Genomic DNA, 24,545 nt, shown 5'->3' on the forward strand with positions numbered 1-24,545 from the left:
GCGCCGGGCATCGAGCCTAGACTGACGTCATGCCTCTCATCGCTCTCACCGGCGGCATCGCGTCGGGGAAGTCGACCATCGCCCGGCGGCTCGCGGAGCACGGCGCGATCATCGTGGACGCCGACCGGATCGTCCGCGACGTGCAGGCTCCTGGGACGCCCGTCCTCGCAGCGATCGCCGAGACCTTCGGCGAGGGGGTGATCGCGGCGGACGGATCGCTCGATCGCGCGGCTCTCGGAGCCATCGTGTTCGGCGACCAGGAGCGGCTGCAGCGGCTCAACGCGATCGTGCACCCCGCCGTTCGGGCCGAGTCGCAGCGTCGATTCGAGGAGGCTGCCGCCGGGGCTCCCGACGCGGTCGTGGTGTACGACGTGCCCCTGCTCGTCGAGGCGCGGGTGGACGACCCCTGGGATCTCGTCGTCGTCGCGCACGCACCGGCCGAGGTGCGCCTTCGACGCCTCGTCGAGCTTCGCGGCATGGACGCAGCGTCTGCGCAGGGGCGCATCGACGCGCAGGTGTCCGACGAACGGCGCCTCGCGATCGCGGACGAGATGATCGACACGTCGGGCACGCTCGACCAGACGCTCGCTCAGACCGACGCGCTCTGGCAGCGCCTCCGCGCGCGGTGACCTTCTCCGGGCACGCGCCGGGGTCGACTGCGTACCGCCGTCTGATCGCCGGCCTCTTCTTCGCGGGCATCGCGACCTTCGCGCAGTTGTATTCGCCGCAGGCGGTCCTGCCTCGGCTGTCGGCCGATCTCGGGGTCGCGCCGGCGACGGCGGCGCTCACGGTGTCGGCCGCGACGCTCGGACTCGCCGCAGCCGTGATCCCGTGGTCGCTCGTAGCGGATCGTATCGGGCGCATCCCGGCGATGGGCATCGGGGTGCTCGCCGCGACCGTGCTCGGGCTCCTGGCGCCGTTGAGCACGACTCTGGAGATGCTGCTCCTGCTCCGTCTGGTGGAGGGTGTGGCGCTCGGCGCGGTCCCGGCCGTCGCGCTCGCGTATCTGAGCGAGGAGGTCCGGGCGCGCAGCGCCGCGGCGGCAGCCGGCAGCTACATCGCCGGGACGACCGTCGGAGGCCTGCTCGGCCGCATCCTCTCGGGGATCGTCGGGGAGCCCGCCGGATGGCGGGTCGGGATGTGGACGGTCGCCGCGATCTGCGCGGTCGCTGCGGTGCTCTTCCTGTGGCTCGTGCCGCGGGCGGAGGGGTTCGTGCCGGGACGCCTGCGTCCTCCGGGCGACGCCGTCGGGGCGCTCGCACGGCTCGTCACGCCCCTGAGGTCGGCATCTCAGCTCGCCCTCTACGCGCAGGGGTTCCTGTTGATGGGCGCGTTCGTCGCGGTCTACAACTATCTCGGGTTCCATCTCGCCGCCGAACCGTTCGCATTGCCGAGCTGGCTCGTCACGCTGCTGTTCCTCGCCTACCTCTCGGGCACGTTCTCCTCGCCGTGGGCGGGCTCGCTCGCGTCGCGGTTCGGTCGATACCCCGTCCTGCTCGGAGCGATCGCCGTCATGGTCGCAGGCGCACTGCTGCTGCTCGCGGGCGTCACGGCGTTGGTGCTGCTCGGACTCGTGCTGTTCACCGCGGGGTTCTTCGGAGCCCATGCCGTCGCCTCGGGATGGGCCCCGGTCGCCGCCGACCCCTCGACCCGCGCGCAGGCGTCGTCGCTGTACTACTTCGGGTATTACGCGGGGTCGAGTCTCTTCGGCTGGGCGCTGGGCATCGTGTTCGGAGGCGTCGACTGGACCTGGTTCGTCGTCGCGGTCGTCGTGATGTGCGGGGTCGCGGCGGCGCTGGCGGGCGGTGCGCTGCATCGGGCATCCGGCTCGCACGCACTCGACGACGGCGGGTCCTGAGCTCTCAGGCTTCGGCGGAGACGTCAGGGCGCGGTGGGCTCACGGCACCGGGACGGATGCGCGCTCGCGACGTCGCCGCGCGCGCCGTCGCAGCAGCACGATCACGAGCACGATCAGGGCCAGCAGGAGAACGGCGGCGAGGATCGGGACCAGGATGGCCGCGGCAGCGAGGGCGAACGAGGCGCCGTCCTCGGCAGTGCTGAGAACGGGGGCCGCCAACCCGCCGGTCGTCGCGTTCGCGGCCAGCCGCGCCGTCGCCTTGATGACGTGCACGGCGAGCGCGATCACGATGCCGACGGCGACGGGCACCCACGTGCTGTCGGCGAAGAAGGAGGCGGGGTCGTCGACGGCGACCGTCTGCGCACCGGCCCCTGCACCGAAGGCGATTCCGCCCGACGCCGGACGGAGGATGCTCTGGATCACGTCGTTGATCGAGTCGAGCGCGGGGATCTTGTCGGCGACGATCTCGAGCACGAGGAGTGCGCCGACGATCCACAGCGCGAGATCGCTCGACAGCCACGCCCAGGCAGAGGGCAGCTCGACCGGCGGGAGGAGCCGGTCGGCGAGTCCCAACAGGAAGAGCGGCATCCAGGCGTTGAGGCCTGCGGATGCCGCGAGGCTGGTGCCGATCACGAACTCGATCACGGCCCCACTCTAGGCGCAGCGACGGACACGGCCCGGATGTCGGTGGTCCCGCCTACGCTGGAGGTATGCAGACCACCCGCAGCGTCCGTCCCTTCGAGGTCGTCAGCGAATACGCTCCCGCCGGCGACCAGCCTCAGGCGATCGCCGACCTCGCCGCCCGCATCAACGCGGGCGAGACCGACATCGTGCTGCTCGGCGCGACCGGAACGGGAAAGTCGGCGACGACGGCCTGGCTCATCGAGCAGGTGCAGCGTCCGACCCTCGTGCTCGCCCACAACAAGACCCTGGCGGCTCAGCTCGCGAACGAGTTCCGCGAGCTCATGCCGAACAACGCGGTCGAGTACTTCGTGTCGTACTACGACTACTACCAGCCCGAGGCGTACGTGCCGCAGACCGATACGTTCATCGAGAAGGACTCCTCGATCAACGCCGAGGTCGAGCGGCTGCGGCACTCCACGACGAACTCGCTGCTCAGCCGCCGCGACGTCGTCGTGGTGTCGACCGTGTCGTGCATCTACGGCCTCGGCGCGCCCGAGGAGTACCTGCGGGCAATGGTCGCGCTGCAGGTGGGGGAGCGGTACGACCGCGACGCCCTCATCAGGCAGTTCATCGCGATGCAGTACAACCGCAACGACGTCGACTTCTCGCGCGGCAACTTCCGGGTACGCGGCGACACGATCGAGATCATCCCGGTGTATGAGGAGCACGCGATCCGCATCGAGCTGTTCGGCGACGAGATCGAGGCGCTCTACTCGCTGCACCCGCTCACGGGCGAGGTCATCGAGAAGCTCGACTCCGTGCCGATCTTCCCGGCTTCGCACTACGTGGCCGGCACCGACGTGATCCAGCGCTCGATCGGGACGATCGAGCACGAGCTGGAGGAGCGCCTCGCCGAGTTCGAGCGTCAGGGCAAGCTGCTCGAGGCCCAGCGTCTGCGCATGCGCACGACGTTCGACCTCGAGATGCTGCAGCAGCTCGGCTTCTGCTCCGGCATCGAGAACTACTCGCGACACATGGACGGCCGACAGGCGGGGGAGCCGCCGCACACGCTGCTGGACTTCTTCCCGGACGACTTCCTGCTCGTGATCGACGAGTCGCACGTCACGGTCCCGCAGATCGGCGCGATGTACGAGGGCGACGCCTCGCGCAAGCGCACCCTGGTCGACCACGGCTTCCGGCTGCCGAGCGCGATGGACAACCGTCCTCTCCGCTGGGACGAGTTCAAGAACCGCATCGGCCAGACCGTGTACCTCTCGGCGACGCCGGGCAAGTATGAGATGGGCATCGCGGACGGCGTGGTCGAGCAGATCATCCGTCCGACCGGACTCGTCGACCCGCACATCATCGTGAAGCCGTCGAAGGGGCAGATCGACGACCTGCTCGAGGAGATCCGCCTGCGTGTCGAGCGCGACGAGCGCGTCCTGGTCACCACCCTCACCAAGAAGATGGCGGAGGAGCTCACGGACTTCCTCGGCGAGCACGGCGTGCGAGTCCGTTACCTGCACTCCGACGTCGACACGCTGCGCCGCGTCGAGCTGCTGAGCGAGCTCCGTGCCGGCGTCTATGACGTGCTCGTGGGCATCAACCTGCTCCGAGAGGGACTCGACCTCCCCGAGGTGTCGCTGGTGGCGATCCTCGACGCCGACAAGGAGGGCTTCCTCCGCTCCGGCACCTCACTCATCCAGACGATCGGCCGCGCCGCGCGAAACGTCTCGGGCGAGGTGCACATGTACGCCGATAATATGACCGACTCGATGGCCAAGGCCATCGAGGAGACCGACCGCCGCCGCGACAAGCAGATCGCGTACAACAAGGAGAACGGCATCGATCCGCAACCGCTGCGCAAGCGGATCGCCGACATCACCGAGGTCCTCGCGCGCGAGGGGCAGGACACCGCCGACATGATGGCGGGTCGCGGCCGGGCCACCGGCAAGGGCAAGTCGCCGACGCCGAACCTGCGTCGCACGGGCATCGCGGCGGAGGGGGCGCAGCAGCTCGAGGCGACGATCCAGGATCTGTCGGACCAGATGCTCGCCGCCGCCTCCGAGCTGAAGTTCGAGCTCGCTGGACGACTGCGTGACGAGGTGCAGGATCTCAAGAAGGAGCTGCGCGCCATGGAGCGCGCCGGGCACGCCTGATCGAAGGGACCGCGATGGATGCCGCCGGAGAGGAACTCGCCGATCGGGTGCGCGCGCTGCTGACGTTCGGGGGTGACGTCGAGGAGAAGCGGATGTTCGGCACCCGCGCCTTCCTCGTCGACGGGCACATCCTCGTCGGCGCTCGCTCAGGAGGCGTGCTGCTCGTGCGAGTGCAGGAGGAGAACGGCGCGGCGCTGGTCACACGACCCGGCGTGGCGACCGCGGTCATGGGACCGCGGACCATGGGCACGGGGTGGCTCGACGTCTCGCCGAGCGCGACCGCCGACGACGAGGCGCTCGCCTTCTGGCTCGACGTCGCTCGAGAGGACGCCTCAGGTCTGCACTGACCCGCCGCTGACCCCCGTGCTCAGGGGCAGTGCACCAACGGCTTGGGCCCCGAGCGGTCGATCTCGTGCTGCGTCATAGGGGCTCCGCACAGCGGGCATCCTCGTTCCGCGCGCTCCGCGGCGCTCGGCGGAGGCGTCTTCTCGTACGGTCCGACCGACGCCGGGCCGGCGAAGCGGATGAGGTTCGTGTTGATCCACGAGTACAGCCCGCCGGCCTCGCGGATCCTGTCGCGGAGGGGAGGGCGCTCATCGGGGCTCGTCATGTTGCTTAGTGTACTAACTATTAGGGGGCATGTATAGTCGATCGCATGTCGACCCGAGACGACCTGCTGAAGCTGGACAATCAACTGTGCTTCGCCGTGGTCACGGCGGCACGCAACGTCGTGGCGATCTACCGGCCGATCCTCGAGCCGCTCGGGCTCACGCATCCGCAATACCTGGTCATGCTGGCGCTGTGGGAGAAGGCGCCGCGCCCGTTGAACGACCTCGCGGCCGACCTCGCGCTCGACCCGGCCACCGCTTCTCCGCTCGTGAAGCGTCTCGAGTCCGACGGACTCGTGACCCGGCAGCGCAGCGCGCAGGACGAGCGCCGGCTCGACATCGCGCTCACGGACGCCGGACGGGCGTTGCGCGAGCGGGCACTCGACGTGCCCCATCAGGTCATGGCGGCCGTGGGCATGGACATCGACCAGATATCCGCGCTGCGCGACGGGCTGTCGAGGTTCGCGGGGCGACGACAGGACGCCTGACCGCTCCGCCGACACCGTCCACAGGGTCCGAGCTGTCGCCGAGCATCCACCTAGGGTGGAGGCATGTCGCGCACCGTCCCGCCCGAGAACCCGCGGACAACCGATGTCGCGCGACGAACGGGCCTCGCGCTTCCGCTTCTCGCCGTCGCCGGCTTCTTCGCGGTCCTCATGCTCGCTGCCGCGGTCCAAGGACATCCGATCTTCCGTACGGCAGACGACGCCGAGCCGCTCCCGACCACGACTCCGGTGCCCGAGCCTGCTCCGACGACATCGGGGCTGCCCGAGTTCGAACCTCCGCAGGATTCGATCGTCCTGACGATCCTCACGGCCGTCGTGGCCATTGTCATCGGCGCGGTGATCCTCCTCGTCCTGTTCTTCGGACTCCGCCTCCTGGTACGCACCCTGATGAGCCTGTGGCACGGGCGCCGTCTGCGTCGTCGCGGCGGCGCGGACGTCGCCGTGGGTGCCGTCGCCGCAGAGCCCGCGCCGACGGATGCTCCGGATGCGGTCGAGATCCGTCGGGGGATCGCCGAAGCGCGCGTCGCGATCGAGCGGGACGACATCCCCGCGGACGCGATCGTCGCCGCCTGGATCGGTCTCGAGGAATCCGCCGCGGATGCCGGGGTCATCCGTGGCGCGTCGGAGACGGCAGCGGAGTTCACGGTGCGCATCCTCGCGCGACGCGCGTCGATCACCCGCGAGGTCGCACGACTGCTGCGGCTGTACGAGGACGTGCGCTTCGGGGGACTCGTCACGACGGAGCACGATCGTGAGGTGGCCGCGCAGTGTCTGCGATCGATCGAGGAGGGATGGCGATGAGGCGGAGGATCCTCGTACTCGTGGTCGGCGCCGTTCTCGTCGTCGCCGTACCTCTGCTGCTGACCGCCGTCGGCGCGCCCTACGACTTCGCCCTTTCTTGGGCGCTGCTGGCGGTCGCGCTCATGCTCCTCACCCGCCCGACGCTCGTCGACGAGAGCGGGGCCTGGCCTCCGCCCGCGCCATCGAGCTCCGCGCAGGGCTCGGACGTGTCCCGGCTCGCCTGGTCGATCAACAGCCGCACGGGCATCGCAGGCCACGCGGTGATCCGTCGGGTCGACCGCGTGCTGCGACGTCGGCTCGCCCGCCACGGACTCGACCCCGAGGACCCCGCGGATCGGCTGCGCATCGATGAGCTCCTCGGTACCGGCGTCCTCGACCTGATCCGCGCGAGAGAGGTGCGCGGCGCGGATGTCGAGAGAGTCCTCGACGCGCTCGACCGCCTCCCCGAACAGGGCTCGCCACCCGGCGATGCCCGCACACTGACCGACCCCACCGCCCAGGAGAGAACGCATGACCGCTGAGACCGTCGACATCGCCGCCGCCGGACGCCGCATCCTGGAGGGGGTGCGCACCGCCGTCGTGGGCATGGACGAACCCCTGACGCTCGCGCTCGCGAGCATCCTCGCCGGTGGTCACGTGCTGTTCGAGGACGTTCCCGGACTCGGCAAGACGCTCGCCGCCCGAAGCCTCGCCGCAGCGCTCGGGCTCGACTTCCGGCGTCTGCAGTGCACGCCTGACATGCTTCCGGGCGACGTCACAGGCTCGTCGGTGTACGTCCCCGCCACGGGATCGTTCGAGTTCCGACCGGGGCCCATCTTCACGGGACTACTGCTCGCGGACGAGATCAACCGCACGACGCCCAAGACCCAATCAGCGATGCTCGAGGCGATGGCGGAGCGTCAGGTCACCGTCGACGGCGTCCGACACGCGCTCGCCGATCCCTTCCACGTGATCGCCACGTCCAACCCGATCGAGTACGAAGGGACGTACGCGCTGCCCGAGGCGCAGTTGGACCGCTTCATGGTCAGGCTGTCGGTCGGCTACCCCACGACCGACGACGAGTCGCGGATCGTCTCGGAGCGGATCAGGAGGCGCAGTGCCGATGCGCCCGTGGAGCCCGTCGTCGACAGCGCGCAGCTCCGCGGCATCCAGGATGCCGTCGAGCGCATCCACGTCGATGCGGATGTGATCGCGTACTGCGTCGATCTGGCTCGCGCGACCCGGACGGCCGCGACGGTCTCGGTGGGAGCTTCGCCCCGCGGTTCGCAGGCGCTCGTGCTGCTCGGTCGTGCGCTGGCGGCTCTCGACGGACGTGACTACGTGCGCCCCGACGACGTCAAGCGCATCGCGGTCCCGGTGCTCGCACATCGGCTGACGCTCACTCCGCAGGCCTGGGCGCAGGGCACGGATCCCGCCTCGGTCGTCGAGGCCGCGCTCGCGCAGACACCCGTCCCACCCACCGCATCCGTCGCACGATGACGGAGGAGGTCCGGTCCGAGTCGCGGATGCCGGTGCGATGGCACCGGAGTCCGGTGGTGGCCGTCGGCATCATCGGCTCGGCGCTGGTCGCCGTCGTCGGTCTTGCGATGTCCCGAGCCGACCTGGTCGCGATCGGACTCCCGCTCGCCCTCGCATCGACGTGGGCGCTGCTGCGGCGCCCGACGAGCGCCTCCGTGAGCGTCGCGTTGCGGGCGCGCACCGCCGACGGGGAGACGGGAGCCGAGGTGTGCGGTGCGGTCGACGTGCAGGCTCCCGCCGACCTCGACTGGATCCAGCTCGCGGTGGACCAGGGTGGACGCCGGGCGGGCCTCGTCGACGTGCCGCCCGGGCGCGGCGTCGTCACCACCTCGACCCGCCCGCTGCACTCGGGACCGGTCGAGCTGCTCGCGGTGACCGGGCGCTCGATCTCCGTCGACGGTGCCTGGGCCTCCGGGGTCGGGGAGCGGGTCTCGCTCGACTGGCGCGTCCCGCCGAGACGACACGACGTGGGGCGGCTGCCGCTCGCCCCTCGCCTCCTGGGCCTCCACGGAGGGCATCCCGGCGCGCGTTCGGGGGAGGGAGGCGACTTCCGCGACATCCGCGCCTTCGCGCCCGGTGACGAGCTTCGTCGCATCGACTGGCGGGCGACCGCCCGCGCCGCGCGTCGCCCGGGAGATCTGCTCGTGCGCCGCACGGACGCGCTGAGCGACTCCTCGGTCGTCGTGGCGCTCGACACCGTCGACGACCTCGGTTCCTCGGTCGCCGCATGGGGCTCCGGCGACCCCGAGCGCAGCGGCGTCACCTCGCTCGACCTCGGACGCGAGGCCGCGCTGTCGATCGCCGCGACTGCGATCGCCGCCGGGGACCGGGTCGCCTATCACGCGCTCGCGAGCGGAGGGCAGGGACTCCGGTCGGGCAGCGGTCCCCGGCATCTTGCCCGACTGAGCGGAGCGATCTCGGCGACCGGCACCGGTGCGGACGGCACCCGCTACCGTCGCTCTCCGGTCGTCCCCGTGGGATCGATCGTGTTCGTGCTGTCGACGTTCTTCGACGGCATCGCGGCGCAGCTGGCGTCGCGCTGGCGGGCGTCCGGCCACGCCGTGGTCGCCGTGGACACCCTCCCGGAACTCGATGCCGTGCGCCTGACCCCGGAGCAGACGGTGGCGATGCGCACGCTGCTCGCTGAACGGACCGAGGTCCTCGCCGAACTGCAGCACGCGGGGATCGAGGTCGTGCGATGGGCGACGGACCGGGACACCGGGATGCGCCTCGCGGCTCTCCGGCAGCAGCGGGCGCGGGCGGGGCGCCGATGAAGGCGCGAGCACAGTCGTTCCGCGTCCCTGCGGCGATCCCCGGCATCGTGCCGCGGCTCCTCGTGGTCGCCTTCGTCGCGGTCGGTGCTCTCGTGCTCATGCCGTTCCCGCTCTGGCAGGGCATCGCGATCGTCCTCGCTGTCGCGTCCGTCCTCCTGCCTGTCTCGATGGCGGCGTGGGGAGCGGCGGCCTGTCTGCCTTTCGGGGTTCTTCTCGGGGAACCGAGCATCGCCCGCACCGCCCTGGCCGTGCTGCTCGTGCACGCGATCCACGTGTGCGCGGGCCTCTCCCTCGTGATCCCGGTCCGATCGCGACTGTCGCTGCGCGTGCTCGGCGCGTCGCTCCGCCGCCTCGCCGTGATCCAGCTGATCTCCCAGCCTCTCGCGCTGGGCATCGCCCTCCTGTCCGGGCGCGGTCTCCCGACCGGCGTCGGATGGGTCGCGCCGATCGCGGCGGCTGCCCTCGTGCTCGGGATCGCATTCGCGCTGCGCAGTCTGCGACGGGCGGACATCGCCCGAGACGAGCGGATCTCGGAGGTGGCTCCCAGCCCCGGCGGAGCCAATGTCCGTGGCCCCTCGTAGACTTGTCCGGTGCCTATCGTCCCGGTTGCAACCCCAGGAAAACTCAGCGTTCGCGGTGCCCGCGTCCACAATCTGAAGAACGTCGACATCGACATCCCGCGTGACTCGCTCGTCGTGTTCACCGGCCTGTCGGGGTCGGGAAAGTCGAGCCTCGCGTTCGACACGATCTTCGCGGAAGGACAGCGCCGCTACGTCGAGTCGCTGAGCGCGTACGCGCGTCAGTTCCTCGGTCAGGTCGACCGACCCGACGTCGACTTCATCGAGGGTCTGAGCCCGGCGGTGTCGATCGACCAGAAGTCGACCAACCGCAACCCGCGATCGACCGTGGGCACGATCACCGAGATCTACGACTACATGCGACTCCTCTGGGCGCGCATCGGCATCCCGCACTGCCCGGAGTGCGGTGAGCGCATCCAGCGCCAGACGGTGCAGCAGATCGCCGACCAGCTCATGGGCCTGCCCGAGCGGACCCGCTATCAGATCGTCGCGCCGATCGTCTCGCAGAAGAAGGGCGAGTTCGTCGACCTCTTCCGCGAGCTCGGCGCCAAGGGGTACTCGCGCGCGATCGTCGACGGCGACCTCATCCAGCTCGCCGAGCCGCCCACGCTCAAGAAGAGCTACAAGCACGACATCGCCGTCGTCGTCGACCGCCTCGTGGCCTCCGACGACATCCTCGGCCGCGTCACGGACTCCGTGGAGACCGCGCTGGGGCTCGCCGGCGGCGTGGTGCAGGTCAACTACGTCGACGAGGAGGGGGATGCCGCGTGGCAGTCGTTCTCCGAGAAGCTCGCGTGCCCGAACGGGCATCCCTTGAGCCTCACCGAGATCGAGCCGCGCACCTTCTCGTTCAACGCTCCCTTCGGCGCATGCCCGGCCTGCTCGGGTCTGGGTACGCGCATGTCGGTCGACGTCGACCTCATGCTCGGCGACGAGGAGCTCTCGATCCGCGAGGGCGCCATCATCCCGTGGACCACGCAGGGCAAGGGGCTCTTCCAGTACTACGAGCGTCTGCTCGAGGGACTGGCCGCCGACCTGAACTTCTCGCTCGACACCCCTTGGCAGGACCTCCGGGTGGACGTGCAGGACGCGATCCTGCGCGGCGACAACTACAAGGTGACCGTCAAGTGGAAGAACCGCTACGGTCGCGAGATGCGCTACGCCTCGGGTTTCGAGGGCGTCGTGCCCTACATCGAGCGCCAGTACGCGCAGGCCGAGTCCGACACGCAGCGTGCCCGGTGGGGGGAGTACCTCCGCGAGGTCCCGTGCCCCGTGTGCGACGGCAACCGCCTCAAGCCCGAGGTGCTCGCGGTGCAGGTGCACGGCCACTCGATCGCCGAGGTCTCGCACCTGAGCCTCGCCGACGCACGCGACTTCATGGAGACCCTGACTCTGAGCGAGCGCGAGGCGAAGATCGCGGCGCAGGTGCTCCGCGAGATCCGCCTCCGCCTCGACTTCCTGCTGCAGGTCGGCCTGTCGTACCTGAATCTCAGCCGCTCCGCCGGATCGCTCTCGGGCGGCGAGGCGCAGCGCATCCGTCTCGCCACGCAGATCGGCTCCGGGCTCACCGGTGTCCTCTATGTGCTCGACGAGCCGTCGATCGGCCTGCACCAGCGCGACAACCGTCGACTCATCAACACGCTCATCAAACTTCGCGACCTCGGGAACACGCTCATCGTCGTCGAGCACGACGAGGAGACGATCGAGGCGGCCGACTGGGTCGTCGACATCGGCCCCGGTGCGGGGGTCAACGGCGGCGAGGTCGTGCACTCCGGGCCGTACTCGGCGCTTCTCGGTGACTCCGCGTCGATGACGGGGGAGTACCTGTCGGGCGCACGAGAGATCCCGACCCCGAGCAAGCGACGCAAGCTCGACAAGAAGCGCAAGGTGAGCGTCGTGGGCGCGAGGGAGAACAACCTCAAGAACGTGAGCGTGGACTTCCCGCTCGGCGTCCTCACCGCCGTCACCGGCGTGAGCGGTTCGGGCAAATCCTCGCTCGTGAACGACATCCTCTATCAGGTGCTCGCCTCGCGGCTGAACGGCGCGCGCACGGTGCCGGGTAAGCACACGCGCGTGTCGGGGCTCGACAACCTCGACAAGGTCGTGCACGTCGATCAAGCGCCGATCGGACGCACCCCGCGATCGAACCCGGCGACCTACACGGGCGTGTTCGACCGCATCCGCACGCTGTTCAGCGAGACCCCCGAGGCGAAGGTGCGCGGCTACCAGCCCGGGCGCTTCAGCTTCAACGTCAAGGGCGGGCGCTGCGAGGCGTGCTCGGGCGACGGCACGATCAAGATCGAGATGAACTTCCTTCCCGACGTGTACGTCGACTGCGAAGTGTGCCACGGCAAGCGCTACAACCGCGACACCCTGGCCGTGCACTACAAGGGCAAGAACATCGCTGAGGTGCTCGAGATGCCGATCGCCGAGGCGGCGGAGTTCTTCGAGCCCATTCAGGCGATTCACCGCTACATGAAGACGCTCGTCGACGTAGGTCTCGGCTACGTGCGCCTCGGACAGTCCGCGACGACCCTGTCCGGTGGCGAGGCGCAGCGCGTGAAGCTCGCGACCGAACTCCAGCGCCGCAGCAACGGACGCAGCATCTACGTACTGGACGAACCCACGACGGGTCTGCACTTCGAAGACGTCCGCAAACTACTCGAGGTGCTGAACGGACTCGTCGACAAGGGCAACACCGTGATCGTGATCGAGCACAACCTCGACGTCATCAAGTCGGCCGACTGGGTGATCGACCTCGGACCCGAGGGCGGCTCCGGCGGTGGAGAGATCCTCGCGACCGGGACCCCCGAGCAGATCGCCCGAGTCGAGGAGAGCCACACGGGTCAGTTCCTCGCGGAGATCCTGGGTGAGGGGCGCTCCGCGCGGAAGGCCAGCTGATGGCCGACGTGCTGCCGTACAGGCCGAGGGCGGGCGAGATCCCGACCGACCCCGGCGTGTACAGGTTCCGTGACGCGGCAGGACGAGTGCTCTACGTCGGCAAGGCGAAGAACCTGCGTCAGCGCCTGTCGAACTACTTCGCGCCTCTGCGGACCCTGCACGAGCGCACGCGACGCATGGTCACGACTGCGGCATCGGTGGAATGGACGGTCGTCCCGACCGACGTCGATTCCCTGCAATTGGAGTACATGTGGATCAAGGAGTTCGATCCGCCGTTCAACGTCCGCTACAAAGACGACAAGTCGTATCCGTTCATGGCGGTCACGCTCGGCGATGAAGCACCGAGGGTGATCGTCACCCGGAACAGGAAGATCCCCGGCGCACGCTACTTCGGCCCGTACCCCAAGGTGTGGGCCGTGCACGAGACGATCGACCTCATGGTCAAGGCGTTTCCGATCCGCACGTGCAGCGACGCCAGCTACAAGAGGGCGATGCAGACCGGCCGGCCGTGTTTCCCCGGCCAGATCGGCAAGTGCGGCGGACCCTGCTCCATGACCGTCACGATCGAAGAGCACCGTGCCATGGTCGACGACTTCGTCGCGTTCATGGCCGGCGGTGACGAGCGATTCACGCGCGACCTGAGAAAGCGGATGCTGGCCGCCTCGGCCGCCATGGACTACGAGGCCGCCGCGAAGTACCGCGACAAGCTCTCGGCGATCGAAGCAGTGCTCGGCAAGAGCGCGCTCGTGCTCGCGGCCGACGAGGACGCCGACCTGTTCGGCATCGCCGAGGACGAGCTGGCCGCCGCCGTGCAGCACTTCACCATCCGCGGCGGGCGCGTGCGCGGCGTACGGGCCATGACGATCGAGAAAGAGATCGACATCTCCTCCGCCGACCTCGTCGACCAGGTGCTGCAGCGGGCGTACGGCGACGCACAGGACGTGCCGCGGCGCATCCTCGTGCCCACGCTTCCCGACGACGCGGCGGAGCTCGAGGAGTGGCTGCGCGAGCGCCGCGGGCGCAAGGTCGAGATCGCCGTCGCGCAGCGAGGACAACGCGCCGACCTCATGCGCACCGCGACGATCAACGCCCAGCAGGCGCTCATCCGGCACAAGACCAGGCGCACCAGTGACTACGTCGCGCGCACCCAGGCGCTCACCGACCTGCAGGAGGCGCTCGGCATGAGCGAGGCCCCGCTGCGCATCGAGTGCTTCGACATCTCGCACCTCGGTGGCACGAACGTGGTCGCCTCGATGGTCGTCTTCGAAGACGGTCTTCCCCGCAAAGACCAGTACCGCTCGTTCAACATCGCGGAGACGACCGACGACACCGACTCGATGTACCAGGTGCTGCGCCGACGCCTCGCCTACCTCGACCGCCCGGAGGAGATCGAGGTCATCGACCCCACGACCGACGAGATCGTCGGCGAAGACGTCGGGGAGGCGACCGTCAAGCGCAAGCCGCGGTTCGCCTATCCGCCGCAGCTGCTGCTCGTCGATGGTGGCCGACCGCAGGTCGAAGCCGCCGCCCGCGCGCTTCGCGACGCGGGCCACATCGAGATCGCGGTGTGCGGCATCGCGAAGCGACTCGAGGAGATCTGGCTGCCCGGCGACGACTTCCCCGTGATCCTCCCGCGCACCAGCGAGGCGCTCTACCTGTTGCAGCGGCTGCGCGACGAAGCCCACCGCTTCGCGATCACCCACCAGCGCAAGAGGCGGCGGAACGACATCACGAGCGTGCTCGCCGAGGTCCCCGGTCTCGGAGCATCGCGCATCAAGGTCCTGCTCAAGCACTTCGGGTCGGTCACGGCACTGCGGGCGGCCGAGCCCGGGCAGATCGAGGAGGTCCAGGGCATCGGGCCCGTCCTCGCGCAGAACATCCACTCCCATCTCGCCACCCGGCAGGCCGCTACTCGCTAGGCTGGTCGCGGCGGGGGGAGAAGGAGTAACGATGACTGACGGGGACAAGGGCGAGTTCCTCATCGTCACGGGCATGTCGGGCGCCGGGCGCACGACCGTGGCCAATGCGCTGGAGGACCTTGGCTGGTACGTGGTCGACAATCTGCCCCCGCAGATCCTGCGCCCCCTGCTCGACCTCACCGACATGGGCGGCACAGCGCTCCCCAAGGTCGCCGCGGTGGTCGACGTCCGGGGACGCAACCTCTTCGACGACTTCCCCGGAGTGGCCCGCGCGCTCCGATCACGCGGTTCCGTGCGGGTGCTCTTCCTCGATGCGTCCGACGATGTGCTCGTCCGCCGCTTCGAATCGGTGCGACGCCCGCACCCGCTCCAGGGGGACGGGACCCTGCTCGACGGCATCCGCAGTGAGCGCTCTCGCCTCGCGCCGATCCGCGAGGCCGCCGACATCGTGATCGACACCTCGGCGCTCAACATCCACCAGCTCGCGACGCAGGTGTCGGAGCTGTTCGCCGAGGAGGGGGCACCGCGTCACCGCGTCACGCTCCTGAGCTTCGGCTTCAAGTACGGACTCCCCACCGACGTCGACCTCGTCGCCGACATGAGGTTCCTCCCCAACCCGTTCTGGAACGAGGAGCTCCGTGGGCTCACCGGCCAGGATGAGGAGGTCAAGGAGTACGTCCTGTCGCGCCAGGGAGCTTCCGAGTTCCTCGACGCGTACACCGCCGCCCTCACCCCCGTGCTCGAGGGCTATCAGCGCGAGAACAAGAGCCACTCCACGGTCGCCATCGGCTGCACGGGAGGCAAACACCGTTCCGTCGCGATGGTCGAGGAACTCGCACGCCGTCTCGCATCGGTCCCCGGCGTCGCCGTGAACGTGCGGCACCGCGACCTCGGCAGGGAATAGCAGGGGTCCTCGGCCGACTAGGCTGGAGGTTTGCGTCGCGACCCGACGCGTCATCGTGAAGGAGTCCCGTGGCACTAACCACCGACGTCAAGGCTGAGCTCGTCAGCATCCGCAACGCACCCCCGACGGTGCGCGTCGCGGAGGTCACCTCGATCCTGCGATTCGCCGGCGGGCTGCATTCCATCGCCGGCCGTGTCGCCGTCGAAGCGGAGGTGGACGCGGAGGTGCTCGCCCAACGCGTGGCCCGCGACCTCGCCGAGATCTACGGGGTCCGCCCGGAGATCGCCCAGGTGCAGTCGAGCGCCTCCAGCGACGGCGCCCGCTGGGCCGTTCGGGTGATCGCCGCGGGGGAGACCCTGGCGCGTCAGACCGGTCTGCTCGACCAGCGACGCCGCCCCGTCCGGGGACTCCCGAACCGCCTGACGACCGGCTCCCGCGCCGAGGTCGCAGGTCTGTGGCGCGGTGCCTTCCTCGCCGCGGGAACGCTCAGCGAGCCCGGCCGCTCCGCCATGCTCGAAGTGGCCTGTCCGACGTCGGAGGCCGCCATGGCGCTCGTCGGCGCCGCCCACCGCCTGGGTGTGGCCGCCAAGGCGCGGGAGGTGCGCGGCATGCCGCGCGTCGTCGTGCGCGAAGGCGAGGCGATCCGCACGATCCTCGCCGAGATGGGCGCTCAGAAGACCGCCGTCGCCTGGGAGGAGATGCGCCAGCGCCGCGAGGTGCGCGCGGGCGTCAACCGGCTCGTGAACTTCGACGACGCGAACCTGCGCCGCTCGGCGCAGGCCGCTGTCGCCGCATGCGCGCGCGTCGAGCGCGCTCTCGAGATCCTCGCCGACGAGGTGCCCGACCATCTCAAGGTCGCAGGAGAGCTCCGGCTCGCTCATCGTGACGCGAGCCTCGACGAGCTCGGCCACCACGCCGACCCTCCCATGACCAAGGATGCCGTCGCCGGCCGCATCCGTCGTCTGCTCGCCATGGCCGACAAGCGCGCCCAGCAGGAGGGCATTCCCGGGACCGAAGCCGCAGTGCCGGCAGGCCTCGACGTCTGACGCGACGCGATACGCAAGAGAGGTGGCCCCTGTCAAGGGTCCGCCTCTCTTCGTCATACGGCGGAAGGATCGAGGACGGCGACGTGTTGTCGTCACTAGGATGTGTTACGTCCGCTCCGCACCGCACTTCGGCGTCGCGGAGGACCGACAAGCGCCGCGGCGCGGCGCGGATTGGATGAAAAGCGACATGGCGACCTACACGCTCCCCGACCTTCCCTACGACTTCGCAGCCCTCGAGCCGCACATCAGCGGCAAGATCATGGAGCTGCACCACGACAAGCACCACGCCACGTACGTCGCCGGCGCGAACACCGCACTCGAGCAGCTTGCCGAGGCCCGTGAGAGCGGCAATCTCGCGAACGTCAACAAGCTCGAGAAGGACCTCGCATTCAACCTGGGCGGCCACGTCAACCACTCGATCTTCTGGACGAACCTCTCGCCGAACGGCGGCGGTCAGCCCGAAGGCGAACTCAAGGCCGCGATCGACGAGTACTTCGGATCCTTCGACAAGTTCCAGGCCCACTTCACCGCCGCCGCCACCGGCATCCAGGGCTCCGGCTGGGCCGTGCTGAGCTGGGACTCGATCGGTCAGCGCCTCATCATCCAGCAGCTGTTCGACCAGCAGGCGAACACCGCGCAGGGGACGATTCCTCTGTTCCAGCTCGACATGTGGGAGCACGCCTTCTACCTCGACTACCTCAACGTGAAGGCCGACTACGTGAAGGCAGCCTGGAACATCGCGAACTGGGAGAACGTCGCCCAGCGCCTCGAGGTCGCCCGCGAGAAGACGAACGGCCTGCTGGTACTGTCGTAATCGGGTCGCGTCCCGACGGGCCTGGTCTCGTCGGGACGCCATCTCAGCCAAAAACCCCCGCGCATCGCGCTGCACGATTGCTGCGCACCGCGCACGAGAAACAGGGAGACCTGAGTGTCTGTCAAGATCGGTATCAACGGCTTCGGCCGCATCGGACGCAACTACTTCCGCGCGGCTCTCGCGCAGGGCGCTGACCTCGAGATCGTCGCGGTCAACGACCTCACCGACAACAAGACCCTGGCGCACCTGCTGAAGTACGACTCGGTCGGCGGCGTGCTCGACGCCGAGATCAGCTACGACGACGACAGCATCACGGTCAACGGCAAGGCCATCAAGGCGTTCGCCGAGCGCGACCCCGCGAACCTCCCCTGGGGTGAGCTGGGCGTCGACATCGTGATCGAGTCCACCGGCTTCTTCACGAAGGCGGAGCTGGCCAAGAAGCACATCGAGGCCGGCGCGAAGAAGGTCCTCATCTCGGCTCCCGGCACGGGCGTCGACGCGACCTTCGTGATGGGCGTGAACGAGGACACCTACGACCCCGCCGCGCACAACATCATCTCGAACGCCTCGTGCACCACGAACTGCCTCGCGCCGCTCGCCAAGGTCTTCAACGACGAGTTCGGCATCGACCGCGGTTTCATGATGACCGCGCACGCGTACACGGCCGACCAGAACCTGCAGGACGGTCCGCACAGCGACCTGCGTCGTGCGCGCGCCGCCGCGATCAACATCACCCCGGCCTCCACGGGTGCAGCCAAGGCGATCGGCGAGGTCCTCCCGGAGCTCAACGGCAAGCTCAGCGGCTCGTCGTACCGCGTCCCGGTCCCCACCGGCTCGATCGTCGACCTCACGCTCGTCACCGACCGCGAGAACCTCACGGTCGAGGAGGTCAACGAGGCGTACAAGAAGGCAGCGGCCGACGGTCGTCTCGCGGGCTACCTCCAGTACAACGCCGACCAGATCGTGTCGAGCGACATCGTGCACAACCCGCACTCGTCGATCTTCGACTCGACCCTCACCAACGTGAGCGGCAACCTGGTCAAGGTCTCCAGCTGGTACGACAACGAGTGGGGCTACTCCAACCGTCTCGTCGACCTGACCGAGTACGTGGCAGAGCGTCTCTGAGACACGCCTCATGACTCTGCGCACCCTGGATTCGCTGGGTTCGCTCGAGGGCAAGCGCGTCATCGTCCGTTGTGATCTCAACGTCCCGCTCCGGGACGGGATCATCACGGACGATGGCCGTGTCCGCGCCTCGCTGCCGACCCTGAACGCCCTGATCAACGCGGGAGCCCGCGTCGTCGTCTGCTCGCACCTCGGTCGCCCCGATGGGGCGCCCGACCCGCAGTACAGCCTCGCGCCGGTCGCCCAGCGACTGTCCGAGCTGCTCGGCAAGCCCGTCGCGTTCGCGCGCGACACGGTGGGCGAGTCGGCTCACGAGGCCGTGGACTCGCTCGAGGACGGCGGCGTCGTCGTCATCGAGAACCTGCGGTTCAACCCGGGGGAGACCTCGAAGGACGACGCCGAGCGCGGCGCCTTCGCGGCTCAGCTCGCGGAGCTGGGAGACGTGCTCGTCTCCGACGGGTTCGGTGTGGTGCACCGCAAGCAGGCGAGCGTCTACGACCTCGCAGAGCTGGTGCCGTCCGCCGCCGGCCTGCTGATCGCGACCGAGCTCGACGTGCTCGACCGTCTGACCGAGAACCCGGAGCGGCCGTACGCGGTCGTCCTCGGCGGTTCGAAGGTCAGCGACAAGCTCGGTGTGATCTCGCACCTCCTGCCGCGCGTGGATCGCATCCTCGTGGGCGGAGGGATGCTGTTCACGTTCCTCAAGGCGCAGGGTCATGCGGTCGCGTCGAGCCTCCTCGAAGAGGACCAGCTCGACACCGTCCGCGGCTACATCGCCGAGGCGAAGGAGCGCGGCGTGGAGCTCGTGCTCCCGACCGATGTCGTCGTGGCGTCCTCGTTCTCGGCCGACGCCGAGCATGAGGTCGCGGCCGCGGACGCGATCGAGGACACCGCGTTCGGCGCCTCCGGAATCGGACTCGACATCGGCCCCGAGACCGCTGCGCGGTTCGCGGAGGTCATCCGCAGTTCGAAGACCGTGTTCTGGAACGGCCCCATGGGCGTGTTCGAGTTCCCGGCCTTCGCGAGCGGTACGAAGACCGTCGCCCAGGCGCTCACCGAGGTCGACGGCCTCAGCGTCGTCGGCGGCGGCGACTCTGCGGCGGCCGTGCGTCAGCTCGGCTTCGCGGACGAGCGCTTCGGTCACATCTCGACCGGCGGCGGCGCGAGCCTCGAGTTCCTCGAGGGCAAGAAACTACCCGGCCTGGAGGTCCTCGGATGGCAGTGAACACCCGCACCCCGCTGATTGCGGGCAACTGGAAGATGAACCTCGACCACCTGCAGGCGGTCGCGTTCGTGCAGAAGCTCCACTGGACGCTCAAGGACGCCAAGCACGAGGACGGGTCGGTCGAGGTCGCGGTGTTCCCGCCCTTCACCGACATCCGCAGCGTGCAGACGCTGATCGACGCCGACAAGATCCCCTTCGCCCTGGGCGCTCAGGACGTCTCGGCGCACGACTCGGGCGCCTACACCGGCGAGGTGTCCGGCGCGTTCCTCGCGAAGCTCGACGCGAAGTACGTCATCATCGGTCACTCGGAGCGCCGCGAATACCACGCGGAGAGCGACGAGGTCGTGGCGGCGAAGACGAAGGCCGCGATCAAGCACGGTCTGACTCCGGTGATCTGCGTCGGCGAGACGCTGGCTCAGCGCGAGGAATCCGGGCCCACAGCGGTCTCGGTCGCTCAGCTCGAGATCGCGCTCGGCGCGGTCTCCGCCTCGGATGACATCGTGGTGGCGTACGAGCCGGTCTGGGCGATCGGAACCGGTCAGGTCGCCTCGCCGGACCAGGCGCAGGAAGTGTGCTCCGCTCTTCGCGCCGTCATCGCGGCGAAGCTCGGTGACGAGGCTGCAGCGCGCACGCGCATCCTCTACGGAGGATCGGTGAAGGCCGCGAACATCGCGAGCTTCATGCGCGAGCCCGACGTCGACGGTGCTCTCGTCGGCGGTGCGAGCCTCGTGGTCGACGAGTTCGCGGCGATCATCCGCTTCGAGAAGCACGTCGGGGTGTGAGCGAGTGCGGCGGGGCTCCGGCCCCGTCGCACCGTATACTTGACCGTTACGGGGGCAGTCGTGCCCCAGCGAAAGGCTCTTCCTCGTGGAAATTCTCGAGTTCGTCCTGCAGGTCGTGCTGGGTATCACCAGCGTCCTGCTGACCCTCCTCATCCTGCTCCACAAGGGGCGCGGCGGCGGGCTGTCCGACATGTTCGGCGGCGGCATGTCGACGGCGGTCGGATCCTCCGGCCTCGCAGAGCGCAACCTCAACCGCTTCACGGTGATCCTCGCCCTGGCGTGGTTCGTGGCGATCGTCGCGCTCGGTCTCATCACGAAGTTCGAGGTGATCTGATGGCTACCGGTGGAAACGCGATCCGCGGGACCCGCGTCGGTTCCGGCCCCATGGGCGAGCAGGACCACGGCTATCACGCCGACCGCATCGCCGTGTCGTACTGGGACGGCCTCGGCAACGAGACCGTCCGCTACTTCGCCGCCGGCCTCCCCGAAGAGGAGATCCCGGAGACGATCGATCACCCGCAGAGCGGGCTCCCGGCCGGCCGCGACAAGGCGAATCCGCCGGCGCTCGCGAAGACCGAGCCCTACAAGACGCACCTCGCCTACGTGAAGGAGCGTCGCACCGACGAGGAGGCCGTCCAGCTCCTCGAGGACGCGCTGACGCAGTTGCGGGAGCGCCGGGGTCAGTGACCTCGCCGAGGTCAGTGACCTCGATCCGACATCACGGGAGAGGCCGTCGCGATCCGATCGCGACGGCCTCTTCTCGTCTCGAGGATGCGGGTGATCAGCGGCAGCCGTAGGCCGCGTCGATGTATGACTGCGGGGGATAGCCGTAGGCCCAGACCCCGTTGGCGTCGTCCGTGAAGCCCATGCTGATGGCCCAGGCGGTCGCCCACTTCTCGATGCTGTCCTGCGTCGACGAGTCGTACATGTCCTCGCACTTGACGCTGATCGCATGACCGACCTCGTGGGCCACCAGTGCCCTGCTGCGCTCGGCGGGCCACTGCTCCGCCACGGAGTTCGACAGCTCGATCACGGCGCGGTCGGGTTCATCCCACCACCAGGTGGTGAGACCGCCCATGCTGCCGTTGAATCCCGCGTTGTTGACGATGGGGTTCCAGTCGAACTCCAGCAGCACGCCAGGGGCGAGCGAGCGCGCGAACGCCTCCACCTCCAGACGGGCGTTCAGCAGCGGTCCGCCCTTCTCCGCGAGCTCGGCCTGCTCGGAGGCGACGACCTGGTTCGCTGCGTCCTGGAGCGCGAGGAAGGAGTCGATGCTGGTGGTGTCGAGTGTCGTGGACAGCGACAGCGTGCCGGCGGCCTCGCGCAGGGCGATCACATCGTCGTTGCGTGCCGACAGATGAGCCGCCTCGAAGGCGGATGCCGCGGTCGCCGCGGTGCCGAGGTAGGCCATTCCGGCGCCGTCGATCGCGGCATCCGCATCGCCCACGGCGGGGGACTCGGCGTCCGCGTCCTCGGCGAGGCCCTCGAGGTGTGCGGTCTGCGCGTGCAGCTGCTCGGTCGCGCCGAAGAGGTCCCAGAAGAAGGCCGGCTTCTCGCCGGCATCCGGCAGTTCGGCGGCGAGGAGCCCGTGCGCCGTGGACTGCGTCTCTCCGGCGGCGGCGACCGCCGCGTTCAGCGTCTCCTTCGCGGTGGGGTCGGTGAGGGTCCCCGCGTCCGCCGCGACGAGCTGGTTCGCGACCTCGGTGGTCTCCGCCAGCTGCGCGGTCGCACCGTCGAGCGCGGAGAAGGAGCTCTGCGTCGACTCGTACGCGTCGTCGAACCCGGATGCCGCGTCGTCGTAGCCGAGGTTCGCCGTGACCTGGACGGCGCCGAGCGCCCCTGCGATCACCACAGCCCCCGCGACGCCGAGCACGATCCCTCGGCGCGGCCGTCGGCGCGAGCGCGCAGCGGGGGAGCCGCCGGCGGACGCGCCGACGATGTGCGCGGGGAGCGCATGGCCGCCGCGCGGCGGGGCGGTGATGTCTGCGGGCACGGACATACGGGAACCTCCGATGAGAACCTGCTCAAGACGACTCTGCCAGAAGAACGTCCATCGACCGCAGAAAACATCGAAGGCCCCCGCAGGAGCTGCGGGGGCCTTCGTGACGTGGAGGGGGTGACGGGAATCGAACCCGCGCAATCAGTTTGGAAGACTGAGACTCTACCATTGAGCTACACCCCCGGAGCGGCGACTCCGAGGAGCATCGCACCGACTGTTCGATCATAGCGGACAGACGAGGGTGCTCTCGTCCGTTAGACTCGCTGGGGCTGAATCTGCGCGCGGATTCCCCGGGGCGTAGCTCAGCTTGGTAGAGCGCCCGCTTTGGGAGCGGGAGGTCGCAGGTTCAACTCCTGTCGCCCCGACACGGCTCGACAAAGCCTGACAGCCGCGATTCAGCGCGGAAACCACAAGGAGAACACACCAGCATGGCGAACAGCACCGTCGAGAAGCTGACCCCGACCCGGGTCAAGCTCACCATCACGGTCACCCCGGACGACCTCAAGCCCAGCATCGCGCACGCGTATGAGCACATCGCGCAGGACGTCCAGATCCCCGGCTTCCGCAAGGGCAAGGTCCCGGCGCCGATCATCGACCAGCGCATCGGCCGCGGCGCCGTCATCGAGCACGCCGTCAACGAGGGCCTCGACAAGTTCTTCCGCGAGGCGACCACGGAGCACAAGCTCCGCGTGGTCGGCCGTCCCTCGGCCGACATCACGCAGTGGCCGAACGAGAAGGACTTCTCGGGCGACCTGCTCGTGGACGTCGAGGTCGACGTGCGTCCCGACATCGAGCTGCCCGACTACGAGGGCATCACTCTGACCGTCGATGCCGTCGAGGCCGACGATGCGGCTCTCGACGCCGAACTCGACAACATGCGCGCCCGCTTCGGCACGCTCGTCCCCGTCGACCGCCCCGCGGCCAAGGGTGACTTCGTCGAACTCGACCTCGTCGCCACGATCGACGGCGCCGAGATCGACCGCGCCGAGGGCGTGTCCTACGAGGTCGGCTCGGGCGAGCTGCTCGAGGGCATCGACGACGCGATCGAGTCGCTGACCGCCGGCGAGGACACGACGTTCCGCTCCTCCCTCGTGGGTGGCGACCACGCCGGCTCCGAGGCCGAGGTGTCCGTCACGGTCAAGGCCGTCAAGGAGCGCGAGCTCCCCGAGGCCGACGACGACTTCGCGCAGATCGCGAGCGAGTTCGACACGATCGGCGAGCTCCGCGCGAGCCTCGCCGAGCGCGTCGCGCAGCAGGGCGTCTTCACGCAGGGGTCCGCCGCACGCGACAAGCTCGTCGAGACGCTGCTCGAGAAGATCGAGATCCCCGTCCCGCCGCAGCTCATCGAGGACGAGGTCCACAACCACCTCGAGGGCGAGGGTCGCCTGGAGGACGAGGTGCACCGCGCCGAGGTCACCGAGGCGAGCGAGAAGCAGTTCCGCACGCAGGTGCTGCTCGACACGATCGCCGAGCAGGCCGACGTGCAGGTCTCGCAGGAGGAGCTCTCGCAGTACCTCATCCAGTCCGCCGCGCAGTACGGCATGGCCCCGCAGGAGTTCGTCGAGGCGCTGCAGTCCTCGAACCAGCTCCCCGCCCTGGTCGGCGAGGTCGCCCGCAACAAGGCGCTCGCGATCGCTCTCGGCAAGGTCAAGGTCGTCGACAGCAACGGCAAGGCCGTCGATCTCTCGGACTTCGTCGTGACCGATGACGACGCCGCCGACGAGGTCACCGAGGCTCCGGCCGAGGAGAAGCCCGCCAAGAAGGCTCCCGCGAAGAAGGCAGCAGCCAAGAAGGTCGACGCTGCCGAGGGCGACGAGAAGCCTGCCGCCAAGAAGCCCGCCGCCAAGAAGGCTCCGGCCAAGAAGGCGGCCGACAAGGCCGAGTGATCGGATCCGATCACGTGC

The 24,545-nt window shown here is 69.1% G+C and carries 24 protein-coding genes and 2 tRNA genes; 22 read left to right on the forward strand and 4 right to left on the reverse strand.

Annotation, left to right across the window (positions count from 1 at the left end; translation table 11 throughout):
* Positions 1-29 precede the first annotated feature (29 nt).
* Together coaE and AKH00_RS16030 are read left to right on the forward strand one after the other, a co-directional pair.
* Entirely contained in the window at positions 30-629 is a 600-nt protein-coding gene (gene coaE, locus AKH00_RS16025; protein ID WP_050723773.1) for a dephospho-CoA kinase, read from the forward strand.
* Positions 626-1,858: an MFS transporter gene (locus tag AKH00_RS16030; protein ID WP_050723774.1), complete on the forward strand. Its 1,233-nt coding sequence runs from the start codon at positions 626-628 to the stop codon at positions 1,856-1,858. Before coaE ends, AKH00_RS16030 begins: the two co-directional genes overlap by 4 nt.
* A 39-nt stretch (positions 1,859-1,897) precedes the next feature.
* Here the strand turns inward: AKH00_RS16030 and AKH00_RS16035 are convergent, their stop codons facing one another.
* Positions 1,898-2,503 (reverse strand): DUF4126 domain-containing protein, encoded by a 606-nt coding sequence (locus tag AKH00_RS16035; protein WP_050723775.1) that lies wholly within the window; start codon positions 2,501-2,503, stop codon positions 1,898-1,900.
* Positions 2,504-2,568: 65 nt separating this feature from the next.
* Between AKH00_RS16035 and uvrB the strand changes: the two genes are divergently transcribed.
* Both uvrB and AKH00_RS16045 read left to right on the forward strand, forming a co-directional pair.
* The gene (gene uvrB / locus AKH00_RS16040; RefSeq protein ID WP_050723776.1) at positions 2,569-4,641 is read left to right on the forward strand and encodes an excinuclease ABC subunit UvrB; all 2,073 of its coding nucleotides are present in this window, start codon (positions 2,569-2,571) and stop codon (positions 4,639-4,641) included.
* Between the two features lie 14 nt (positions 4,642-4,655).
* Positions 4,656-4,988, forward strand: a complete 333-nt coding sequence (locus AKH00_RS16045; protein WP_050723777.1) for a TfoX/Sxy family protein — start codon at positions 4,656-4,658, stop codon at positions 4,986-4,988.
* Positions 4,989-5,008: 20 nt separating this feature from the next.
* On the opposite strand, the gene AKH00_RS16050 is transcribed toward AKH00_RS16045, so the two are convergent.
* Positions 5,009-5,251 carry a hypothetical protein gene (locus AKH00_RS16050; RefSeq protein ID WP_050723778.1) on the reverse strand — a complete coding sequence of 81 codons (243 nt, stop codon included), beginning with the start codon at positions 5,249-5,251 and terminating at the stop codon, positions 5,009-5,011.
* 45 nt (positions 5,252-5,296) lie between these two features.
* Here AKH00_RS16050 and AKH00_RS16055 point away from each other — a divergent pair, with 45 nt between their 5' ends.
* From AKH00_RS16055 to AKH00_RS16130, 16 genes are all read left to right on the forward strand, one after another.
* Positions 5,297-5,737 carry a MarR family winged helix-turn-helix transcriptional regulator gene (locus AKH00_RS16055; RefSeq protein WP_050723779.1) on the forward strand — a complete coding sequence of 147 codons (441 nt, stop codon included), beginning with the start codon at positions 5,297-5,299 and terminating at the stop codon, positions 5,735-5,737.
* Between the two features lie 63 nt (positions 5,738-5,800).
* Positions 5,801-6,556 (forward strand): DUF4129 domain-containing protein, encoded by a 756-nt coding sequence (locus AKH00_RS16060; protein WP_050723780.1) that lies wholly within the window; start codon positions 5,801-5,803, stop codon positions 6,554-6,556.
* Positions 6,553-7,077: a hypothetical protein gene (locus tag AKH00_RS16065; RefSeq protein WP_200903881.1), complete on the forward strand. Its 525-nt coding sequence runs from the start codon at positions 6,553-6,555 to the stop codon at positions 7,075-7,077. Before AKH00_RS16060 ends, AKH00_RS16065 begins: the two co-directional genes overlap by 4 nt.
* Positions 7,067-8,035, forward strand: coding sequence for an AAA family ATPase (locus tag AKH00_RS16070; protein WP_050723781.1), 969 nt, complete (start codon positions 7,067-7,069; stop codon positions 8,033-8,035). Before AKH00_RS16065 ends, AKH00_RS16070 begins: the two co-directional genes overlap by 11 nt.
* Complete coding sequence (locus AKH00_RS16075; RefSeq protein WP_050723782.1) at positions 8,032-9,348, forward strand: DUF58 domain-containing protein; 1,317 nt, start codon at positions 8,032-8,034, stop codon at positions 9,346-9,348. The genes AKH00_RS16070 and AKH00_RS16075 overlap by 4 nt, the downstream gene beginning before the upstream one ends.
* Positions 9,345-9,929 (forward strand): hypothetical protein, encoded by a 585-nt coding sequence (locus tag AKH00_RS16080; RefSeq protein ID WP_152926230.1) that lies wholly within the window; start codon positions 9,345-9,347, stop codon positions 9,927-9,929. The genes AKH00_RS16075 and AKH00_RS16080 overlap by 4 nt, the downstream gene beginning before the upstream one ends.
* Before the next feature lie 9 nt (positions 9,930-9,938).
* Complete coding sequence (gene uvrA / locus AKH00_RS16085) at positions 9,939-12,827, forward strand: excinuclease ABC subunit UvrA (protein ID WP_050723784.1); 2,889 nt, start codon at positions 9,939-9,941, stop codon at positions 12,825-12,827.
* Positions 12,827-14,746 (forward strand): excinuclease ABC subunit UvrC, encoded by a 1,920-nt coding sequence (gene uvrC / locus AKH00_RS16090; RefSeq protein WP_050723785.1) that lies wholly within the window; start codon positions 12,827-12,829, stop codon positions 14,744-14,746. The genes uvrA and uvrC overlap by 1 nt, the downstream gene beginning before the upstream one ends.
* Before the next feature lie 31 nt (positions 14,747-14,777).
* Entirely contained in the window at positions 14,778-15,650 is an 873-nt protein-coding gene (rapZ, locus tag AKH00_RS16095) for an RNase adapter RapZ (protein WP_050723786.1), read from the forward strand.
* A 68-nt stretch (positions 15,651-15,718) separates the two neighbouring features.
* A complete protein-coding gene (gene whiA, locus AKH00_RS16100) occupies positions 15,719-16,696 on the forward strand; it encodes a DNA-binding protein WhiA (RefSeq protein WP_050723787.1) in 978 nt (325 codons plus the stop codon).
* Positions 16,697-16,883: 187 nt separating this feature from the next.
* A complete protein-coding gene (locus AKH00_RS16105; RefSeq protein ID WP_050723788.1) occupies positions 16,884-17,510 on the forward strand; it encodes a superoxide dismutase in 627 nt (208 codons plus the stop codon).
* Between the two features lie 114 nt (positions 17,511-17,624).
* Positions 17,625-18,635, forward strand: a complete 1,011-nt coding sequence (gene gap, locus AKH00_RS16110; RefSeq protein ID WP_050723789.1) for a type I glyceraldehyde-3-phosphate dehydrogenase — start codon at positions 17,625-17,627, stop codon at positions 18,633-18,635.
* Positions 18,636-18,645: 10 nt separating this feature from the next.
* Positions 18,646-19,860: a phosphoglycerate kinase gene (locus AKH00_RS16115; protein WP_050723790.1), complete on the forward strand. Its 1,215-nt coding sequence runs from the start codon at positions 18,646-18,648 to the stop codon at positions 19,858-19,860.
* Positions 19,851-20,642, forward strand: coding sequence for a triose-phosphate isomerase (gene tpiA / locus AKH00_RS16120; RefSeq protein WP_050723791.1), 792 nt, complete (start codon positions 19,851-19,853; stop codon positions 20,640-20,642). Before AKH00_RS16115 ends, tpiA begins: the two co-directional genes overlap by 10 nt.
* A gap of 85 nt (positions 20,643-20,727) precedes the next feature.
* Positions 20,728-20,976: a preprotein translocase subunit SecG gene (gene secG / locus AKH00_RS16125; RefSeq protein ID WP_050723792.1), complete on the forward strand. Its 249-nt coding sequence runs from the start codon at positions 20,728-20,730 to the stop codon at positions 20,974-20,976.
* Positions 20,976-21,329 carry an RNA polymerase-binding protein RbpA gene (locus AKH00_RS16130; RefSeq protein ID WP_050723793.1) on the forward strand — a complete coding sequence of 118 codons (354 nt, stop codon included), beginning with the start codon at positions 20,976-20,978 and terminating at the stop codon, positions 21,327-21,329. The genes secG and AKH00_RS16130 overlap by 1 nt, the downstream gene beginning before the upstream one ends.
* Before the next feature lie 94 nt (positions 21,330-21,423).
* Here the strand turns inward: AKH00_RS16130 and AKH00_RS16135 are convergent, their stop codons facing one another.
* On the reverse strand, positions 21,424-22,641 hold the full coding sequence (locus AKH00_RS16135) for a hypothetical protein (protein WP_050723794.1): 1,218 nt from the start codon (positions 22,639-22,641) through the stop codon (positions 21,424-21,426).
* Positions 22,642-22,750: 109 nt separating this feature from the next.
* Positions 22,751-22,824, reverse strand: a tRNA-Gly gene (locus tag AKH00_RS16140).
* A gap of 108 nt (positions 22,825-22,932) precedes the next feature.
* On the opposite strand from AKH00_RS16140, the gene AKH00_RS16145 reads away from it, so the two are divergent.
* Both AKH00_RS16145 and tig read left to right on the forward strand, forming a co-directional pair.
* Positions 22,933-23,006: transfer RNA gene (locus AKH00_RS16145), tRNA-Pro, on the forward strand.
* Positions 23,007-23,069: 63 nt separating this feature from the next.
* The gene (tig, locus tag AKH00_RS16150) at positions 23,070-24,527 is read left to right on the forward strand and encodes a trigger factor (protein WP_050723795.1); all 1,458 of its coding nucleotides are present in this window, start codon (positions 23,070-23,072) and stop codon (positions 24,525-24,527) included.
* Positions 24,528-24,545 lie beyond the last annotated feature (18 nt).

The sequence above is a fragment of the Microbacterium sp. GCS4 genome (assembly GCF_001262495.1).
Taxonomy (GTDB): Bacteria; Actinomycetota; Actinomycetes; order Actinomycetales; family Microbacteriaceae; genus Microbacterium.

Excerpts from the sequence above, each read along its gene's own strand:
- AKH00_RS16105 (WP_050723788.1), top strand. The coding sequence starts at position 16,884 with ATGGCGACCTACACGCTCCCCGACCTTCCCTACGACTTCGCAGCCCTC.
- AKH00_RS16055 (WP_050723779.1), top strand. The coding sequence starts at position 5,297 with ATGTCGACCCGAGACGACCTGCTGAAGCTGGACAATCAACTGTGCTTC.
- AKH00_RS16115 (WP_050723790.1), top strand. The coding sequence starts at position 18,646 with ATGACTCTGCGCACCCTGGATTCGCTGGGTTCGCTCGAGGGCAAGCGC.
- AKH00_RS16130 (WP_050723793.1), top strand. The coding sequence starts at position 20,976 with ATGGCTACCGGTGGAAACGCGATCCGCGGGACCCGCGTCGGTTCCGGC.
- AKH00_RS16075 (WP_050723782.1), top strand. The coding sequence starts at position 8,032 with ATGACGGAGGAGGTCCGGTCCGAGTCGCGGATGCCGGTGCGATGGCAC.
- AKH00_RS16060 (WP_050723780.1), top strand. The coding sequence starts at position 5,801 with ATGTCGCGCACCGTCCCGCCCGAGAACCCGCGGACAACCGATGTCGCG.
- AKH00_RS16065 (WP_200903881.1), top strand. The coding sequence starts at position 6,553 with ATGAGGCGGAGGATCCTCGTACTCGTGGTCGGCGCCGTTCTCGTCGTC.
- AKH00_RS16050 (WP_050723778.1), bottom strand. The coding sequence starts at position 5,251 with ATGACGAGCCCCGATGAGCGCCCTCCCCTCCGCGACAGGATCCGCGAG.
- rapZ (WP_050723786.1), top strand. The coding sequence starts at position 14,778 with ATGACTGACGGGGACAAGGGCGAGTTCCTCATCGTCACGGGCATGTCG.
- tig (WP_050723795.1), top strand. The coding sequence starts at position 23,070 with ATGGCGAACAGCACCGTCGAGAAGCTGACCCCGACCCGGGTCAAGCTC.
- AKH00_RS16045 (WP_050723777.1), top strand. The coding sequence starts at position 4,656 with ATGGATGCCGCCGGAGAGGAACTCGCCGATCGGGTGCGCGCGCTGCTG.
- AKH00_RS16135 (WP_050723794.1), bottom strand. The coding sequence starts at position 22,641 with ATGTCCGTGCCCGCAGACATCACCGCCCCGCCGCGCGGCGGCCATGCG.
- AKH00_RS16070 (WP_050723781.1), top strand. The coding sequence starts at position 7,067 with ATGACCGCTGAGACCGTCGACATCGCCGCCGCCGGACGCCGCATCCTG.
- coaE (WP_050723773.1), top strand. The coding sequence starts at position 30 with ATGCCTCTCATCGCTCTCACCGGCGGCATCGCGTCGGGGAAGTCGACC.
- tpiA (WP_050723791.1), top strand. The coding sequence starts at position 19,851 with ATGGCAGTGAACACCCGCACCCCGCTGATTGCGGGCAACTGGAAGATG.
- uvrC (WP_050723785.1), top strand. The coding sequence starts at position 12,827 with ATGGCCGACGTGCTGCCGTACAGGCCGAGGGCGGGCGAGATCCCGACC.
- AKH00_RS16080 (WP_152926230.1), top strand. The coding sequence starts at position 9,345 with ATGAAGGCGCGAGCACAGTCGTTCCGCGTCCCTGCGGCGATCCCCGGC.
- uvrB (WP_050723776.1), top strand. The coding sequence starts at position 2,569 with ATGCAGACCACCCGCAGCGTCCGTCCCTTCGAGGTCGTCAGCGAATAC.